This window comes from Microbacterium oxydans, assembly GCF_000956405.1.
GTDB classification, from domain to species: domain Bacteria; phylum Actinomycetota; class Actinomycetes; order Actinomycetales; family Microbacteriaceae; genus Microbacterium; species Microbacterium oxydans_C.
Window position 1 is genome coordinate 16,553 of the sequence record NZ_JYIV01000012.1, and the last position, 17,709, is coordinate 34,261.

The window sequence follows — 17,709 nt, forward strand, 5'->3', positions numbered from 1 at the left end:
AAGACGTCCGGAAGGAATCGACGACGATGCAGTTCCACCACCACGGCTATGTGTCCGCTGACCCGCGTGTGCAGGACGCGGCCGGCATCGGCGCAGCCCGCCCCACCGACCTCCCTGACGAGATCGACGTGCTCATCGTCGGATCGGGGCCTGCAGGAATGCTGCTGGCCGCCCAGATGGCGCAGTACCCCGAGATCTCCACCCGCATCATCGAGAAGCGCGACGGCCGCCTCCCGCTCGGACAGGCCGACGGCATCCAGCCGCGCAGCGTCGAGACGTTCCAGGCGTTCGGGTTCGCCGAGCGGATCATCGCCGAGGCCTACAACATCGGCTGGATGAACTTCTGGGGTCCGGACCCCGACAAGCGCGACGAGATCGTCCGCACCTCCCGGACGGCCGACTACGCCTACGACATCTGCGAGTTCCCGCACCTCATCGTGAACCAGGCGCGCGTGCTCGACTACTTCGCCGAGGCCGCGGCCAACGGCCCGGGGCGGATCGTGCCCGACTACGGGATCGAGTTCACCGGGCTCACGGTCCACGACGAGGGGGAGTACCCGGTCGAGGTGGGGATCCGCTACATCGCCGGTGAGCGCGCGGGGGAAGAACGCACGATCCATGCGAAGTTCGTCGCCGGGTGCGACGGTGCACGCAGCGGTGTGCGACAGGCGATCGGCCGCACGCATGTCGGCGCCTCCGCCGCGCATGCCTGGGGTGTGATGGACGTGCTCGTGAACACCGACTTCCCGGACTGGCGCACCAAGTGCGCCATCAACTCGGAGGCGGGCAACATCCTGCACATCCCGCGCGAGGGCGGATACCTCTCGCGCATGTACATCGACCTCGGCGAGGTCGCGGAGGACGACGACCACCGGGTGCGCCAGACGCCCATCGAGGAGATCATCCGTCGCGCCAACGCGATCCTGCACCCCTACACGCTCGACGTGCGGGAGGTCGCTTGGCACAGCGTGTACGAGGTTGGCCACCGCGTGACCGACGGCTTCGACGATGTGATCGACGGCTCCGGCCGCACACCCCGCGTGTTCCTCACCGGCGACGCCTGCCACACCCACAGCGCCAAGGCCGGCCAGGGCATGAACGTGTCCATGCAGGACGGCTTCAACCTCGGCTGGAAGCTGGGGTCGGTCCTCACCGGCCGTGCCCCCGAAGCGCTCCTGGCCACGTACGGTGCCGAGCGGCGCCCGGTCGCTCAACAGCTGATCGACTTCGACCGCGAATGGTCGAGCCTGATGGCCCGCAAGCCCGAGGAGATCTCCGACCCCAACGAGCTCGCCACGTATTACCTCGCAACGGCCGAGTTCCCGTCCGGGTTCATGACGCAGTACACGTCCTCCATGATCACCGGGACCGACGCGCACCAGGCGCTGGCCGCGGGCTACCCCCTGGGCAAGCGGTTCAAGTCGGCCGAGGTCGTGCGCGTCGGCGACGGCAACGTGGTGCACCTCGGACACCACGCGAAGGCCGACGGGCGCTGGCGCGTGTACGCATTCGGCGACCGCACCGGCGAAGCACTCGCCGCATGGGCGGAGCAGGCCGCTCCGCTGTTCGCGCGCTTCACTCCGGCGGATGCCGACGTCGATGCGATCTTCGACGTCAAGGCCGTCTACCAGCAGCCCTTCGAGGAGGTCGAGGTCACCTCGGCACCCGAGCTGTTCCAGCCGAAGACCGGCCCGCTCGGGCTCACCGACTGGGAGAAGGTCTACGCGGCGGGCCCCAGCAAGTGGACGGAGACCGACATCTTCGCAGCGCGAGAGCTGTCGCGCGACGGCGTGGTGGTCGTGGTGCGCCCCGACCAGTACGTGGCGGCGATCCTGCCCTTGGACGACACGGCCGAGCTCTCCGAGTTCCTCGAGGGGGCGCTGCTCCCGGCACGATGAGCCGAGGGCTCGACATGACACGTGTCACGTCGAGGAGATGACACCGCCCTCCGGAATCCTCGTCGGACTCGGGCGAGGCTGGAGGCATGGACAACACCTCCGTGGACGGATCGGCGACGCGGGTCACCGCGCGACCGGCTTCCGCTGCCCTCACCGATGACCCCGTGGTGCTCGAACTCAGCGCCGTGAAACGACACTTCGGCGCCGGGGAGCGCCGTGTGCAGGCGGTGGACGGGGTCGACCTGTCCATCCGGCGGGGCGAGGTCGTGGCGCTGCTGGGGCCGAACGGAGCGGGCAAGACGACCACGCTCGACATGCTGCTGGGACTCACCGAGCCGAGCAGTGGCGCAGTGCGGGTGCTCGGTGTCGCACCGCAGCGCGCCACCGCGAGCGGGGCGATCGGCGCCGTGCTTCAGACGGGCGGATTGCTGGGGGACCTCACCGTCGGGGAGACCGTGCGCCTCATCGCCTCCCTCTACGGAGACGACGCACGCGGCAGGGTCGACGAGGTCATGGCACGCGCCGACCTCACCGCACTCGCCCGCCGACGGGTGTCGAAGTGCTCGGGCGGCGAGCAGCAGCGCGTGAAGTTCGCGCTCGCGATGATCTCCGACCCCGACATCCTGGTGCTCGACGAGCCGACGGCGGGCATGGACGTCACGGCCCGCCGCCATTTCTGGGACGTGATGCGCGCGGATGCCGATGCCGGACGCACGATCGTCTTCGCCACCCACTACCTCGAAGAGGCGGAGCAGTTCGCCCGGCGGACCGTCGTGATGCATCGCGGAACGGTCGTCGCAGACGCCCCCACCGCGCTGCTGCGCGCCAGCCTCGGAGAGCGGACGGTGTCCGCGACGGTCGACCACAGCCCGACCGTGCTCGTCGCGGCTCTGAACGCCACGGACGGGATCGCCGCCGTGCGGGTGGACGGAGATCGTCTCAGTCTGCGCGCGACGGACTCCGATGCGGCAGCCCGGATCCTCCTCGACGGCGGCGCCCACGACCTGGAGATCGCCGCTCCCACCCTCGAAACCGCCTTCACTGCTCTGACGGAGAACTGACATGCTCGTCTCACCCACCATGCTGCGCATCGAAGGCATCCGCCAGCTGCGCAACCCCTACACGCTCGCGTTCACCCTGGCGATGCCGGTTGCGATGTACCTGCTGTTCGGCGCCGGGATGGGATACGGATCGCTCTCGGCCGGCCACGGGAACGTCTCGTTCTACGTGATGACCTCGATGGCCGCGTACGGCACCGCTGTCGCGATGAGCTCGCTCACCTCGCTCGCGGCGACCGAGGCGAAGCAGGGGTGGGGGCGGCAGCTCGCGATGACCCCGCTCACCACTGCGGGGTATGCGCTCACCAAGCTGCTCACTGCCGTGTCCTTCGCCGCGCTCGCCCTGGTCGCGGTGTTCGCGGCAGGGATGATGACCGGTGCTCAGGCCGAGGACGCCTGGCGGTGGGTCGCGACGGCGGGCATCATCCTCGGGATCGGTCTCATGTACGGACTGTTCGGCCTCGGGGTGGGGCTCTTCTTCAGCTCTGATTCGGCCGCAGCACTCGCCTCCATCTCGATGACGTTCTTCGCGTTCTTCGGCAACGTATTCATGCCCCTCGACGGGGTGATGCTCGACATCGCCCGGTTCACCCCTCTCTACGGTTTCGTCGCGCTGAGCCGTTGGCCTCTCACCGACGGGGTGCTCACGACGGGGCAGACCGACCCGCTGTGGATGCTGTTCCTGAACGTGGCCGTCTGGCTCGCTCTGTTCGCGCTCCTCGTCGCGATGGGGATGAAGCGCTCGCGGGCGCGGCAGTAGTGGCACGCCGCGACAGTAGGTTGGACGGATGACCCCGCACGAGAAGCGCACGTCGAACCGCGCCACGGGAAAGGATCCGTGGGCGCGGTTCGGCTGGCTGATGGCTGTGGTCTGGCTGGTGTTCCTCGTCTATCCCGTGATCGCCTTGCTCGGTTCGGAGGCGCCCCTCGCCTGGGTGGTGGTGGGCTGGTCGGCGCTGGTGGCCTTCGTCGTGCTGTACGTCACCGGCTTCATGCACGGCATGCGCGGCGGTGGCGGGCTGGGGCGCCCTCCGTCGAAGCGGCAGTGGGTCACCTTCGCCGCGCTCATCGTCTGCGCCCTGATCTCGGTGCCGGCGGAAGGCGGCTCGGCGCTCAGCTTCCTGCCGTTCATCATGTCGTTCGCGTCCTACGGTCTGACGCGCGTCTGGCACTGGATCACGACGATCGCGGCGGTCACCGTGACCGCGCTCTGCGTGTTCCTGCTGCCCGGCGGACTGAGCTATCTGTCGGTGCTCGCGATCGTCGCACTGCTGGGCGTGGTCAACACGGTGTCGACGTGGCTCATCCTGCGTTCGGCCGAGGCGGAGCGGCTCGGCCTCGAACTGGCGACGAGCGAGGGACGCGAAGCCGTGGCCCGCGATGTGCACGACCTGATCGGGCATTCGCTGACGGTGGTCGGTCTCAAGGCCCAGCTGGTGCGGAGGCTGATGGACTCCGACCCAGAACGCGCCAGGGCCGAGCTCGCAGACATCGAGCGGCTGACGGCCGAGGCGATCGCCGGAGTCCGTTCGACGGTTGCCGGGGCGCGGGCGACGACCCTCGTCGAGCAGCTCGCGTCCACCCGCGACTCGTTCCGCGCCGCCGACATCGAGGTCCGGATCGAGGGTGAGCCGGAGGCGCTGTCGCCGGTGCAGGCGATCACCGCGAGCTGGATCCTCCGCGAGGCGACGACCAATGTCCTGCGGCATTCGCGGGCGCACACCGTGCGGGTGCTCCTGCTGCCGGGGAGGCTCGCGGTGGAGGACGACGGGGTGGGCATCGCGACCGCCGAGGGCAACGGCATCCGCGGCATGCGGGAGCGTGCGGCGGCCGCGGGGGCGGCCTTCGCCCTCGGCCCGAGCGAGACGGGCGGAACGCGCGTGGAGGTGACCTGGTGAACATGCGTGGCGAGGGCTCGATCCGATTGCTGATCGCCGACGATCAGGCGCTCGTGCGCGGCGCGCTCGGTGCGCTGCTCGACCTCGAGCCCGACCTGGCCGTGGTCGGCATGGCCTCGGACGGCGCGGAGGCCGTGCGGCTGGCCGAGGAGCTCCACCCCGACGTGTGTCTGATGGACATCCAGATGCCGGGCATGGACGGCGTGGAGGCGACCCGACGGATCAGGGAGGTGAGCGCGGGGACGCGCATCCTCGTGGTCACGACCTTCGCGCGCCCCGGCTATCTGCGCTCCGCGTTGGACTCCGGTGCGAGCGGATTCATCGTCAAGGACACCCCAGCCGAGACACTCGCCGACGCCGTCCGCCGTGTGCACTCGGGGCTGCGGGTCCTGGATCCGGCGCTCGCCGCCGACAGCCTGTTCGACGGAGCGAACCCGCTCAGCGATCGGGAACGCCAGGTGCTGCGACTCGCCGCGGACGGACGCTCGGCGGCCGCGATCGCCGCCGAGGTGTTCCTGTCGGCCGGCACCGTGCGCAACCACCTGTCCGCCGCCATCGGCAAGACCGGGGCTGCCAACCGAGCACAGGCGGTGCGTATCGCGCTCGACAAGGGGTGGATCTGACTCCGAGGATCGCGGCGGTGCGATCCAGGTGTCGGTGTCGATGCGGTGTCGGTGGCCCCGCGTACTGTGAGCATCGACGGGCGAGGGAGCCCGACAGAAGGAGTGCACGATGGACTGGAAGATCGAACTCATCTTCGTACCGGTGACCGATGTGGACCGGTCCAAGGAGTTCTACGAGAGGATCGGCTTCAACGCCGATCACGACCAGACGCCCGTCGAGGGGCTGCGCTTCGTGCAGATGACACCGCCGGGGTCCGCCTGCTCGATCGCGTTCGGCACCGGGCTGGGCATCGAACTCGAGCCGGGGCAGCAGAACACGATCCAGGTGGTGGTGCCCGATGCCGACGAGGCACTCGCGCATCTGCAGGGGCTCGGCGTCGAGGCACGTGGCGTCGAGGACCTCGACTGGGGACGGTTCGTATCGTTCGACGATCCGGACGGGAACACCTGGACGTTGCAGGAGCTGCCCGACTACGCCGCCTAGGGGTCTGGCAGCGCGCCTGCTCCGCTACGAAGGGTCCGCGACCACTTCGATCTTGAAGCCGGAAGCGTTCGCGAGCCAGCCCGCGTAGTGCTGCTCACCCCCGGCGTGCGGGTAGCGTTCCGCATACAGCGGTCGCCAGCCGTGGCGCTCGGCCTCGGCCATCAGCGCGTCCACCGCGGTGCGATCACCGCCCTGGAAAGCCAGATGGTTGAGGCCGGCGCGTCGACGGTCGTGCGCGGAGCTCGACAGATTCGGAGACATCGTGATCGTGAGATAAGTGCCCCCTGCGGCCCAGGACTCGCCCCCGCTCCACTCGCTCGCGAGGGAGAATCCCACCCGCTCGAGGACCCAGCGCCACTCGGCGCGCACCTCATCGAGATCGGCGATCCACAGCTCGACGTGATGGAGACCAGGCATCGTCCGATTCTGTCATTCACCTCGCGGTCACGGTCCGGTCATCCGGCGGCCGTAGCTTTCGACGCGCCACGTCGTCGAAAGGATCTCCTCGTCATGACCTCCGCCTCCCGGCCGAAGCGGGGACTCCTCGCCCTGCTCGGCACCGGCATCGTCCTCGCCGGTCTCCTCGTCGTCCCCGCCGCTCAGGCGGCGGACGGGATGCTCACGCTGGATGCTCCGCGCATCGGGGTCGACGAGACGGTCACGTTCTCGTTCGACGCCGGCTCGGCGGTGCACGACCGCAACTGGATCGGGATCTATCGCGACGGCGCGGTGCCCGGCGGTCCGGCATCCCTGGACTGGCGATACGTCGCCGACCAGACCGGCCAGGTCACATGGAACCCGTCGAGTCGGGACGGCTGGACCCGCAACTCGGCGACGATGGGCGCGGGCGAGTACGACGTCTACCTTCTCGAAGACGACGGCTACACCGTGCTCGCCGGGCCGATCGACCTCACGGTCACAGACGAGGATGCGGGCCAGCCCGTTACACCAGCCGAACCGAAGCCCGAAGTCGATGGGAAGAGCGGCCTCAACGTTCTCACCTTCAACGTCTGGCACGGCGGCACACAGGTCGCCGACGGAGCTCGGCAGATCGCGGACGTCATCGCGCAGACCGACGCCGACGTGACATTCCTCCCCGAGGTGGGTCAGGCGCCCGCTCAGGTCGCCGCCCTGCTCGGCTACCAGCACCTCACCGCCACTGATACCGGGATCGTCTCGCGCTATCCGATCGTCTCCACCGACACGATCGGCCGCTGGTGGTCCAAGGCTGTCATCGACGTGAACGGATCCGAGGTGGTCGTGTACGGCGGCCACCTGGAATACCGCTGGTACACCACGTACCTTCCGCGCGGCTACGGCGGGGAGATCCACGGCGACTGGCCCGCAGGGTGGAACACCTGGAACAAGCTCGACGCCCCGGTGACCGACGTCGAGGCCATCCTGCGGGCGAACGCACAGTCCGGTCGACCGGCCGCTGCCGCCGAGCTGCTCGCCGACATCGCCTCCGAGCGTACGGCCGGACGGATCGCCGTCGTGGGCGGCGACTTCAACGAGCCGCCGTCGCAGGACTGGACCGCCGCCACCGCCGAGCTCTTCGACCACAACGGCGTCGTCGTTCCCTGGCAGACGACGCAGACGCTGCTCGACGGTGGCCTGGTCGACGCCTTCCGCACCGTGCACCCCGATCCCGCGGCGAATCCGGGCTTCACGTGGCCGTCGGACAATCCTCTGTTCCCCACGTCATCTCTGACCTGGGCTCCCGACGCCGATGAGCGCGACCGTATCGACTACATCTTCGCCACGCCGGATGAGCGGCTGGCGATCGACGGAGCGAGCGTGGTGGGACCGCAGTCGACGATCGTGCGCAATCAGCGCGTGGTCGACGACAGCGCCGACGCGATCCTGACGCCGGATGTCGTGTGGCCCTCCGACCACAAGGCGGTGCTCGCGAACTTCACGGTCTGCGACGGCGGGTGCACCACTCCGGAACCCGCACAGCCGGCCGTGGCGCTCGAGTCGGAATCGGTTGTTGCCGGGGGTGCGGTGACGGTCTCCGGCACCGGCTTCCGCGCCGACACCACGCTGCGGATCGAGCTGCGTTCGACCCCGATCCCGCTCGGTACCGTGACGACCGACGCGACCGGCGGGTTCCGTGCGACCGTGACCGTTCCCGCCGATACATCGCCAGGCGCCCATCGCATCGTGCTCATCGACCAGGACGGAGTGGAGACGGCCGCTGCCGTCACCGTCACGGCATCGACCGGGGGAAGTGCGCCCGGTGCGGCTCCGGGTGGTGCTCCCGGTGGGCGGGGAGATGCACGCACCGGTTCCGGTGCGACGGGGAACGGCAGCCTCGCCACGACAGGAGCTGACAGCACCGCGTTCCTCCTCGCCGGAGCGCTGCTGCTGGCGCTCGGAGGCGGCCTCGTCATCGCACGGAGGCGTCGGCATCTCGGTGGACGACGTCTCGGATGATCGACGGGGGTGTCGGCACGACGTGGCCGTCGTGCCGACAACCCCTTGCGATGCCGCTGATCCTGCGGGTCAGGAGTTCACGCGGATGATCTCCTGCTGGTACGGCGCGATCACATCGCCTGAGATGCGCAGATCGAGAAGAAGGAAGCGACGTGAGGACGGGTCCTCCTCGACCCAGCTCGCCAGCCGGTCGAGGTCGGAGAGCGTGCGCACGACGATACCCTCTGCGCCGACCGCAGCCCCGAACGCGGCGAAGTCGACCTGGGGGATGCGCATCGGTCCTTCCGCCAGTCCCTTGAGACCGTAGAGGTTGACCTCGGCTCCATAGGCCGCGTCGTTCCAGACCACTGCCATGCCTCGTCCGCCGGCCGCCCGGACGGCCGATTCCAGGTCCGCGATCGCCATCAGGCCGCCACCGTCGCCGGAGGTGAGCACCACGGTGGACTCGCGACGCGCGAGAGCGGCCCCGACGACACTCGGCCATCCGAGCCCGATCGACTGGAACGCGGTGCCGACCATCATCATGCGGTCGGGGGCGGCGACGGGCCAGTACATGTTCGCCCACCCGATGAAGTGCCCGCCGTCCGACACCACGACGCGGTCTTCCGGCAGCAGCTCGGCGATGCGGCGAGCGGTGGAGCGCGGGTCGAGGCGCCCGTCGGGGGCGAGGTCGTCACCCGCGTCGTAGGTCCGCGCGGCTGCCACGTCGACGCTCTCACGCCAGGAGTGTGCCGGGCCCGTGTCGCCGAGCCGGGCCACGAGCGCTTCCGCGGCGAGCCGGGCATCCGCGCGGACGAAGCCTCCGACGTGGGCGTGTGTCGCCGCCGGTGCGATGTCGATCTGGTAGACCCGGGTTCCCGGTGCGAACAGGTCGCCGAACCGCATCGTGAACTGGTTCAAGCTCGCCCCGAACACGACGGCGACGTCGGCGGAGCGCACGAGCTCCATCGCACCGTCCGCGCCGAAGCCACCGGTCACACCGAGGTCGTACCTGGTGTCGGGGAACACTCCGCGACCGAGGGCGGAAGAGGCGGTGAGGGCGCCGGTAGCCGCAGCCAGCTCTCCCAGCGCCGTGCTCGCTCCGGACAGCCACGCGCCGCGACCGGCGAGAAGGAACGGGCGCTCTGCCCCAGCCAGGACGGACGCGATCTCGTCGAGCATCCCCTCGGCGAACTCGCCACGCGGAGCGAGCGGGGTCGGGGTCCGGGGGGAGGGAGCGTCCGGCACCTCACCTGCGTCGAGCGCTGCGACGTCGTAGGGGATCGCGAGGACGACGGGCACCCGGTAGGTGAGCGCGTGCTCGATCGCGATGACGGTGGTGGCGGCGGCATCCGCCCGTCCGACCGTATAGGTGCGAGCGCCGACCGCGGAGGCGAGGGCGATCTGGTCGACGTCCCACGGGCGGGGGCCGGACGTGGGCTCATCGCCGACGACCAGCACCAGCGGCACTCGAGCCTGCACGGCCTCGGCGAGGGCGGTCAGCGTGTTCGTGAAGCCGGCTCCGTACGTCGAGGTGCCTGCGGCGATGCGACCCGAGGTGCGGAAGTGGGCGTCGGCTGCCACCACGGCACCCTGCTCGTGACGGACCGCGGTGAACACAGCATCCGTCTGGGTCTCGATCGCGTCGAGGAAGTAGGCGTTGCCGTTTCCCATCACCCCGAAGACGGCATCGATGTGCTGGGCGAGGGTGAGGGCGACATGGGCGGACACGGAGGGCATGGGAAAGCCTTTCGAGACAGGGACGGAGGAACTGCGGGATCCGTATGTGTCTCGCCTCCGCGTCTTCGCGAAGTGCTTCGTGCCTCTTTTTCAGGCACCGGCCGGGCCGGACCAGCTCAGTCTATCGGCGAGCGAGCCCGGTGACATGCGGGAGAATGCAGGAATGACTGATGCGGAGATCGAGCGCGAGACACTCACCTGGGACGGCTTCGGGGAGGCGACGCGCGATCTGGCACGAAGCATCCTGGACAGCGGCTTCATGCCGGAGGTCGTCGTCGCCATCGCCCGGGGTGGCCTGCTCCCGGCGGGAGCGATCGCCTACGGGCTCGGCGCCAAGAACTGCGGCGCCATCAACGTCGAGTTCTACACCGGCATCGGCACCGTGCTTGACGCGCCGGAGGTGCTGCCTCCTGAGCTCGACATGGCGTATCTCGACGGCCGCCGCGTGCTGCTCGTCGATGACGTGGCCGACTCGGGTCGCACGCTCGCCCTGGCCGTGCAGCTGCTGAAGGACAAGGGCGCCGACGTGCGTTCGGTCACGATCTACACGAAGCCGTCCACCATCATCCAGCCCGACTTCGCGTGGAAGGACACCGACCTCTGGATCAACTTCCCGTGGTCGTTCCGCGGCACCGTTCGGGAAGAGGACCAGGGGCTCGCGCCGTCCGCCTGAATCGGGCGGCCTGTCAGCCGCGCAGCAGGGAACGCAGTGACTGGATCGTGTCGGCCTCGGCGGGCGACTTGTCGGATCTGTAGCCTTTCACCCGGGCGAAGCGCAGCGCGATACCTCCCGGATACCGCGGAGAGCGCTGCACCCCGTCGATCGCGATCTCGACGACGACATCCGGCCGCAGGAACACGGTCGATGCCGTGCGGTGCGTCTCATGTTCGGGGAACACCTCGGTCTGCCAGCGCAGCAGCTCGTCGGTGAGGCCCTTGAAGGTCTTGCCCACCATGACGAAGCCGCCGGGGTCGCCGAACTCGCCGTCGGGGTCGCGTGCACCCAGGTGCAGGTTCGACAGCCAGCCCTGGCGACGGCCGGAGCCCCACTCGGCGCCGAGCACGACGAGGTCGAAGGTCAGCACGGGCTTGACCTTGACCCAGGACTTCCCCCGACGGCCGGCAGCGTAGGGGGCGTCGAGGCCCTTGACCACGACACCCTCATGGCCGGCAGCGAGGGCTTCGCGCGACAGCTGCTCCGCGGCGCCGGGGTCGTCGGTCACGATGCCGGGCATCCGCCAGTCGCCGGCCACGCGTTCGAGTTCGGCGAGACGGACGGAGAGCGGCTCGTCGATCAGGTCGCGTCCGTCCACGTGCAGCACGTCGAAGAACCATGGCCGCAGCACGAGCTCGCGTGAGGCGTCGGCACCGAACCTCGACATCGTCTCCTGGAAGGGGCGCGGCCCACCGTCTTCGTCGAGCGACAGCGTCTCTCCGTCGAGGATGACATCGTCGACGGGAAGAGCCCGCACGATCTCGACGAGTTCCGGCACGCGATGGGTGATGTCGGCCAGGCTCCGCGTGTAGACGCCGACCTCGTCGCCGTGACGGTGCACCTGGATGCGCGCGCCGTCGAGCTTGTACTCCACCGACGCCGTGCCGGTGATCTCGAGCGCAGCGGAGGGTGTGGGCGCGGTGGCCGCCAGCATGGGGAGGACAGGGCGTCCGACCTGAAGACCGATGGCGTCCAGCGCGTCTGCGTCGTCGGTGAGGGCGACACGAGCGGTCTCCCCGAGGTCGCCGGACAACATGGCGGCGCGACGCACGAGGGCGAGGGGGCGGTCGGCCGCTCTCGCAATCGCGTCGAGGAGCACCCCGGACAACGCCCCGGTGCGGAGTTCGCCGAGCATCGCGCGGACGAGGAAGTCCCACTCCGCCGCTGTCGCCCGTGCGGCGAGGCCGCCGAGAATGCCGGTGCGAGCGGCGGCGGAGCCTGATCCGGACGTGGCGGCGAGAGTGGTGAGCGAGGCGTCGACATCGCTCACCGTGAGCGTGGGCTCACCGGCGTGGGTGATCTCGATGGTGGTGAGCCCGCGCCATCCGACGCCGAGGCGTCCCTGGCGCGGTGACGCGAGCAGGAGCCCCACGACCGCAGGCAGCTCGGACGGATCTGCGCGCGCAAGCAGCTCGGCGATGCCGTCGATCTTCGCGAGCCTGGATGACGTGGCTCCGACGTGTTCTGCGGTGGCGACCAGCTCTGTGAGCTTCATCTCGGCATTGTCGCACCGGCGTCGGACATCCGCAGCGGAGTCGAGAACAGTCGATCGTGGTCGCCTGATGCGGCTGACGTCGGTGTGGGATGGCCGGGCCGGAATGTCCGACGCCGCGTGCCACAATGAGTCGCATGATCGTCGAGACCGCAACGCTGGGCAGCCGTGCGGTCGGGGAGACCCTCACGATGGACGAGCTCGACGGCCGGCGCTCACTCCGCGCCCTGCTGCGGCCACTGGTCGCGCAGGGGCTCGCTTCCTACGACGCTCATCGATCGCGCGCAGCACTGCTGCAGATCATCACTCCCGTCGATCTGATCGCGGGCGCCGAGACCGGCCGTTATGGCCACGAGCCGCGAACGCTTCCCGCCGCTCCGACGCTCGACGTCGCTTACGCACGCGCCATCGAGGCCTTCGTCGATGAACTCTTCTTCGCCTTCCTGGACGATGTCCGGATCACCGACCTCGACGACATCGTCACGATCGAACCGCACTCCCGGCTCCGCCTGGTGCGACTGGTCGCGCTGACGGGATAGGGAATCAGTTGCTGACCGCCGAACAGGCCAACGTTGAACTGCAGAAGAACTGCTCCTGCGATCACAAGGGCCGCAGCCCGATCCGCGCGAGCGGCATCCTGGCACCACGTCTCGCACAACGAATCGCCGAGAACCTGAACGACCGGTCGGGAGACTACGACGCCGTCGTCCGTGAGGGGATCGCGCAGACAGCCGTTGTGCTCGCCACCGAACTCGATCAGCTCCCCGACGGAAAGCTCCGCAAGGTCCTCCTCGCGCTGTGTCCTCCACTCGGAACCGAGCTGGCCGCGTGGTGGGAGCAGGCGAGGTCGGGCGCGTCCGCCGACTCGTTGTCGTCGAGGTGGGCGACGCTCGTCACGCTGCTGCGGCACGTCACCCACTTCCCGCAGCCGGTCGAGTGGCAGGCGACCTGGCTGCTGTACTTCGGGGAGTACACGCCGCTGGGCGCCGTCTTCGCCTCGGTGCTCGACGCCGGGAACTCCGAAGTACGACGCATCCTCATCGACAGCATCGAAGGCACGCATCCGATCGGCGGCCCGTCACGGGAGGGATACCGGGCGCTGCTGGCGGCGCATGACCCGGCGGCGTGGGAACTCGTCGGCAGGCAGCTGCGGGAGGCGGGGCGGGCCGAGGGACTGCGTCAGACGATCCTCGAAGCGGCTCCCGCCGGTCATCCCGACGCGTTCGCGATGCTGCTCGAGCTCATCGTCGACAACGACCTCGTGCGGTTCTCCAGCACGATCCATGCACTATCCGGGTGGACGCGGGAGACGCTCGACACCCGGCGATCCGCTCAGGCCGCCGAAGCGCTCGCGACCCTCGCGCGGGTCACGCGGAATCCTCTCTCGGTCGAGCAGCTGCGCACCGGTTCGCCGACCGACGCATTCCTCGGGCTGTGGGCGCTCGCGCTCCGCGACGTCGAGGCGACCATCGCCGCGGCCTCTGTGCTCCTCGCCGAGCCCGATGCGGGGAAACGCCTCGCTGCGGCGCGGATGCTCGTCATACTCGCCCGCCCCTCCGCCGCCGAAGTTCTCGTGACAGCCTTCGCGGACGAGGACTTCGCGGTTCTCCGTACCGCGCTGGGAGCCTGGTGGGTAGACGGTGGCCTCGTCCGCGGCCCGGCTCCGCTTTCCGAGACCGCCCTCTCGGCGCTGCGGATGCGCGTGGATCAGGTCGGTGCGGCGCAGAACGTCGATACGGGCATCCTGGCTCCTCGGATCGAGGCGCTGAAGCGCTCGGACATCGTCGACCTCCTCACGGCAGCCTCCGGTCCCGACGACATCGACCTCACGATCGCTTCGGCGGACGCGCGCCGCTACGCGGTGGCGAAGTTCGCCAAGGATCCCGCTACGTACCGGGCGGAGCTCTTCACGCTTGCGCTGGACGTCTCCTGGCATGTGCGCACCTCGGCACGTGTTGCCCTCGAGGTCGATGAGATCACCGGTGAGGAGGCGCTGCTGCTCGAGAAGGCCCTCACGCGCACGACCGACGACATCCGCAAGACGGCGCTCCAGCTGCTCCAGAAGCAGGGTCCCGACGCTGTCGAGGCGACGCTGGCACGCCTGCGCGCCGGGAAGCCCGAGCAGCGGCGCGCGGCCGACGAGCTGGCGCAGCTCGCAGGACTCTCGGAGAGCGGGGCCGGAGTGGTGCCGGCGCCATCGACGTCACCGACGGAACCAGCTGTAGAGGCTGCGGCGGGCGAGCCCACCGGTGCACTCGGCTCCGACGCGAAGACGCCTGAGACGACGACGGCGGCGGCGTCAGGAAACGCACACCTCCCCGTTCTTCTCCGTTACAGCGTCGAAGATCGCACGCCGGCCGTGCGCCCGGTCGCGCCCCCCGCATCACGATGGGCGATCTACCACCCGGGAGCGCGACGCATCTGGCAGTCGCTCGGGGCCTGGCTCGACGAGCACACGAGCGTCGAGGTGCACACCTCCGGAGGCGTCGAACTCCTCTCCAACCTGAAGGGCATCGCGCGCAACGAAGACGGTTCGATGCCGCTCGAGACGCTCGTGGAACCGTGGTGGGAGCGCACCAGAGCCGACCTGGTGGACGGCGGGGTCGAACTCGACCTCCTGCGGCTGCTGTCCGCCGGCTCCGGCCCGCTGGCGAGACAGGTCATCGGCGATCTGGGGGAGGAGACCAACCCGTCGACCCGATCGCTCCGCATCTCGCTGATCGAGCATCTGGCTCGTCGGGAGCGCAGGTCGACGTGGATGGAGCCCGTGCTCGATCTGATCGATCTGGAGGCCTCCCAGCTGCCGGTCGAGGAGCTGATCGGACCGCGGAATGTGCAGATCGTCTCGAATCGTCATGCCGGGGTCGACCCGCGCGAGAGCGCCGGCGCGATCAGGTCCGCGCTCGGCTCCCTGGATCCTGCCGTGCTCGACGACGGGCAGCTCGACCGGCTGTGGCGGACGCTCCGCTTCATCGACGAACCGGAGGGCGCCGTCGATCAGTGGGGCGGAGAACGGATCGAGCTCTCCCCGTCGACCCGCTGGCATCCGGCCGCGGTCGTCGTCGACCAGCCGTTCCGGTTCCGGCCGCCGCTGCGGTTCGTGATCGAGGCGTTCGAGCGAGGTATCGCCAGCCGCGCCGACCTCATCGACCACGTCGTCACGCACCCCTCGCGGAACTGCGAGCTGAACGTCGTCGAGCGTGATCCGCTGGGGCTGTTCAGCGCGATCACGTCGGCGACTCCGCAGGTGCGGAGGCTGGTCGAACAGGTCCAGCGTGCCGTGATCGACCTCGAACTGCCCCGCGGCGAGTTCGCGACGCCGTACTCGGTCATGGCGATGGCCCTGCAGCGGGCGACCGGCGCAGAGAGCCTGGTAGCGGTGTTGCAGGCGCTCGGGCGTCGTCCCTTCGTGCGCCGCGATCTGTACGTCTCGGATCGCGAGGGTGTCTTGTCCCACCTGGTGCGGATTCACAGTCCTGCCGCGGACGAGACCGTCGAGTCGGTGGCCAGGGCCTTCGCTGGCTCGAAGATCCCGGAGAGTCGGATCATCGAGACCGCGATGTACGCCCCACAGTGGGCGGAACTGTTCGAGCAGCACCTCGGCTGGCCGGGGTTCGCCTCCGCAGTCTGGTGGATCCATGCGCACACTCCCTTGGACGGATACGAGATCAAGAGGTGGATCCGTGCCGAGAGAGCGAGCGAGATCCACCGGCGCACACCCGTGACCGACGAGGACCGCGAGCTCGGCAGCGCCGACGTCGCGTGGTTCGCGAGGATGCACGCGGAGCTGGGAGACGACCGTCTCGACCGCGTGCTCAAGGCGGCGAAGTACGCCTCGACCGCCGGGCAGCAGAAGCAGGCGGAGCTGTTCGCGAACGTGCTGCGTGGCAGAACCGGCGAAGATGAGCTGCTCACGCGCATGCACGAGAAGCGGCACCAGGACGCCGTCCGCGCATATGGTCTGCTGCCGTTGTCCGGCGACCCGGATGAGATCCTGCGCCGGTACGAGGTGCTGCGCGGTTTCGTCCGCTCGGGGAAGACCTCAGGACCCCAGCGTCGCGCGGCCGAGACCGCGGCTGTGCACACCGCGCTGGAGAACCTCGCGCGTGCGGCCGGCTACCGCGACCCGCAGCGCCTGACGTGGGCGATGGAGGCCAGGACCGCCGCCGACCTCAGCAGTGGTCCCGTGACCGCCGTCGACGGCGATGTGACGGTGAGCCTGAGCATCGACGACCTGGGAATGCCCGTCGTCGCGGTCGAACTCGCGGGAAAGACGCTCGCCGCGGTGCCCGCCAAGAGCCGCAAGGTGGAAGCGATCGCCGCCCTGACGCTGCGCGCCCGCGAGCTCAAGAAGCAGGCGCAGCGGATGCGCGAATCGCTCGAAGCGGCGTGTGTCCTCGGCGACGTGATCGACGCCGAGGAGCTGTCCCTTCTGCAGTCGCACCCCATCTTGGGGAGGATGCTCCCCGAGCTGGTGATGGTCGACGGCGAGGGCCGCGCCGGGTTCCTCAGTGCCGGTGGAGACGAACTCATCCTCGCCGATGAGTCGGTGATCCGCGCTGTCGGCGGTCTGCGCATCGCTCACCCGCTGGATCTGCTGACGAGTGGCGATTGGCCCGACCTTCAGCACGTGGTCATGACCCGTGGTCGGCCGCAGCCCTTCAAGCAGCTCTTCCGCGAACTTTACGTGCTCAACGAGAACGAACAGGTCGAGCAGGGCATCTCCTCCCGGAGGTACGTCGGTCATCAGCTCGACTCCCGCCGTGCTGCCGGACTCTTCGCTGCCCGCGGGTGGGTGCGTGACTACGGGTTCGGCTACGAGCGCACATTCCACAACGAGCGGATCATCGCGTTCTGCAACACCTCGGGCGGCTGGGGGACTGCTGCCGAGGTGGAGGAGGCCGTGACCGACGATGTCCGGTTCGGGCACGTCGGCTCGCACCGTGCGATCCCCCTCTCGGAGGTGCCGCCTCGGGTGTTCTCCGAGACGATGCGGGATCTCGATCTCGTGGTGTCGGTCGCGCACGTGAGCGGTGTCGATCCGCAGGCCTCCGAGTCGAGCATCGAACTGCGACGACGCATCGTCGAGGAGACCTGTCGGCTGCTCGGACTGGACAACGTCGAGATCGACGGTCACCATGTGCGGATCAAGGGCGCGCTGGGCACGTATTCGGTGCACCTCGGATCCGGCATCGTGCACCGCATCCCGGGGAACACGCTCTTCATCATCCCGGTGAGCGCGCAGCACCGCGGCCGCGTGTTCCTGCCGTTCGTGGACGACGATCCGCGTACGGCGGAGATCGTGTCGAAGGTCGTGATGCTGTCGTCGGACGACAAGATCAAGGATCCGACGATCCTGAGTCAGCTGGTGCACTGACGATCCTGA

General features: G+C 69.2%; 13 protein-coding genes. 10 read left to right on the forward strand and 3 right to left on the reverse strand.

Going from position 1 to position 17,709, the window contains the following annotated elements:
* Positions 1-26: 26 nt before the first annotated feature.
* From RN51_RS01235 to RN51_RS01260, 6 genes are all read left to right on the forward strand, one after another.
* Complete coding sequence (locus tag RN51_RS01235) at positions 27-1,898, forward strand: FAD-dependent monooxygenase (protein WP_045262229.1); 1,872 nt, start codon at positions 27-29, stop codon at positions 1,896-1,898.
* 86 nt (positions 1,899-1,984) lie between these two features.
* On the forward strand, positions 1,985-2,959 hold the full coding sequence (locus tag RN51_RS01240; protein ID WP_045262230.1) for an ABC transporter ATP-binding protein: 975 nt from the start codon (positions 1,985-1,987) through the stop codon (positions 2,957-2,959).
* 1 nt (position 2,960) lies between these two features.
* Positions 2,961-3,716 (forward strand): ABC transporter permease, encoded by a 756-nt coding sequence (locus tag RN51_RS01245; protein ID WP_045262231.1) that lies wholly within the window; start codon positions 2,961-2,963, stop codon positions 3,714-3,716.
* Positions 3,717-3,744: 28 nt separating this feature from the next.
* The gene (locus RN51_RS01250) at positions 3,745-4,854 is read left to right on the forward strand and encodes a sensor histidine kinase (protein ID WP_045262232.1); all 1,110 of its coding nucleotides are present in this window, start codon (positions 3,745-3,747) and stop codon (positions 4,852-4,854) included.
* A 2-nt stretch (positions 4,855-4,856) separates the two neighbouring features.
* The gene (locus RN51_RS01255) at positions 4,857-5,477 is read left to right on the forward strand and encodes a response regulator transcription factor (protein WP_045262261.1); all 621 of its coding nucleotides are present in this window, start codon (positions 4,857-4,859) and stop codon (positions 5,475-5,477) included.
* Positions 5,478-5,586: 109 nt separating this feature from the next.
* The gene (locus RN51_RS01260; protein ID WP_045262233.1) at positions 5,587-5,961 is read left to right on the forward strand and encodes a VOC family protein; all 375 of its coding nucleotides are present in this window, start codon (positions 5,587-5,589) and stop codon (positions 5,959-5,961) included.
* A gap of 24 nt (positions 5,962-5,985) precedes the next feature.
* On the opposite strand, the gene RN51_RS01265 is transcribed toward RN51_RS01260, so the two are convergent.
* Positions 5,986-6,378, reverse strand: coding sequence for a VOC family protein (locus tag RN51_RS01265; protein ID WP_045262234.1), 393 nt, complete (start codon positions 6,376-6,378; stop codon positions 5,986-5,988).
* 93 nt (positions 6,379-6,471) lie between these two features.
* On the opposite strand from RN51_RS01265, the gene RN51_RS18110 reads away from it, so the two are divergent.
* The gene (locus tag RN51_RS18110) at positions 6,472-8,397 is read left to right on the forward strand and encodes an endonuclease/exonuclease/phosphatase family protein (RefSeq protein ID WP_197073154.1); all 1,926 of its coding nucleotides are present in this window, start codon (positions 6,472-6,474) and stop codon (positions 8,395-8,397) included.
* A 69-nt stretch (positions 8,398-8,466) separates the two neighbouring features.
* On the opposite strand, the gene RN51_RS01275 is transcribed toward RN51_RS18110, so the two are convergent.
* Entirely contained in the window at positions 8,467-10,116 is a 1,650-nt protein-coding gene (locus tag RN51_RS01275) for a thiamine pyrophosphate-binding protein (protein WP_045262235.1), read from the reverse strand.
* Between the two features lie 163 nt (positions 10,117-10,279).
* Between RN51_RS01275 and RN51_RS01280 the strand changes: the two genes are divergently transcribed.
* Positions 10,280-10,789 (forward strand): phosphoribosyltransferase, encoded by a 510-nt coding sequence (locus RN51_RS01280; RefSeq protein ID WP_045262236.1) that lies wholly within the window; start codon positions 10,280-10,282, stop codon positions 10,787-10,789.
* 13 nt (positions 10,790-10,802) lie between these two features.
* Here RN51_RS01280 and RN51_RS01285 read toward each other — a convergent pair whose 3' ends face one another.
* Positions 10,803-12,326, reverse strand: coding sequence for an ATP-dependent DNA ligase (locus tag RN51_RS01285; RefSeq protein WP_045262237.1), 1,524 nt, complete (start codon positions 12,324-12,326; stop codon positions 10,803-10,805).
* A gap of 134 nt (positions 12,327-12,460) precedes the next feature.
* On the opposite strand from RN51_RS01285, the gene RN51_RS01290 reads away from it, so the two are divergent.
* On the forward strand, positions 12,461-12,862 hold the full coding sequence (locus RN51_RS01290; RefSeq protein ID WP_045262238.1) for a hypothetical protein: 402 nt from the start codon (positions 12,461-12,463) through the stop codon (positions 12,860-12,862).
* An 8-nt stretch (positions 12,863-12,870) separates the two neighbouring features.
* On the forward strand, positions 12,871-17,700 hold the full coding sequence (locus RN51_RS01295; protein WP_045262239.1) for a DUF5724 domain-containing protein: 4,830 nt from the start codon (positions 12,871-12,873) through the stop codon (positions 17,698-17,700).
* The last annotated feature ends 9 nt before the right edge of the window (positions 17,701-17,709 follow it).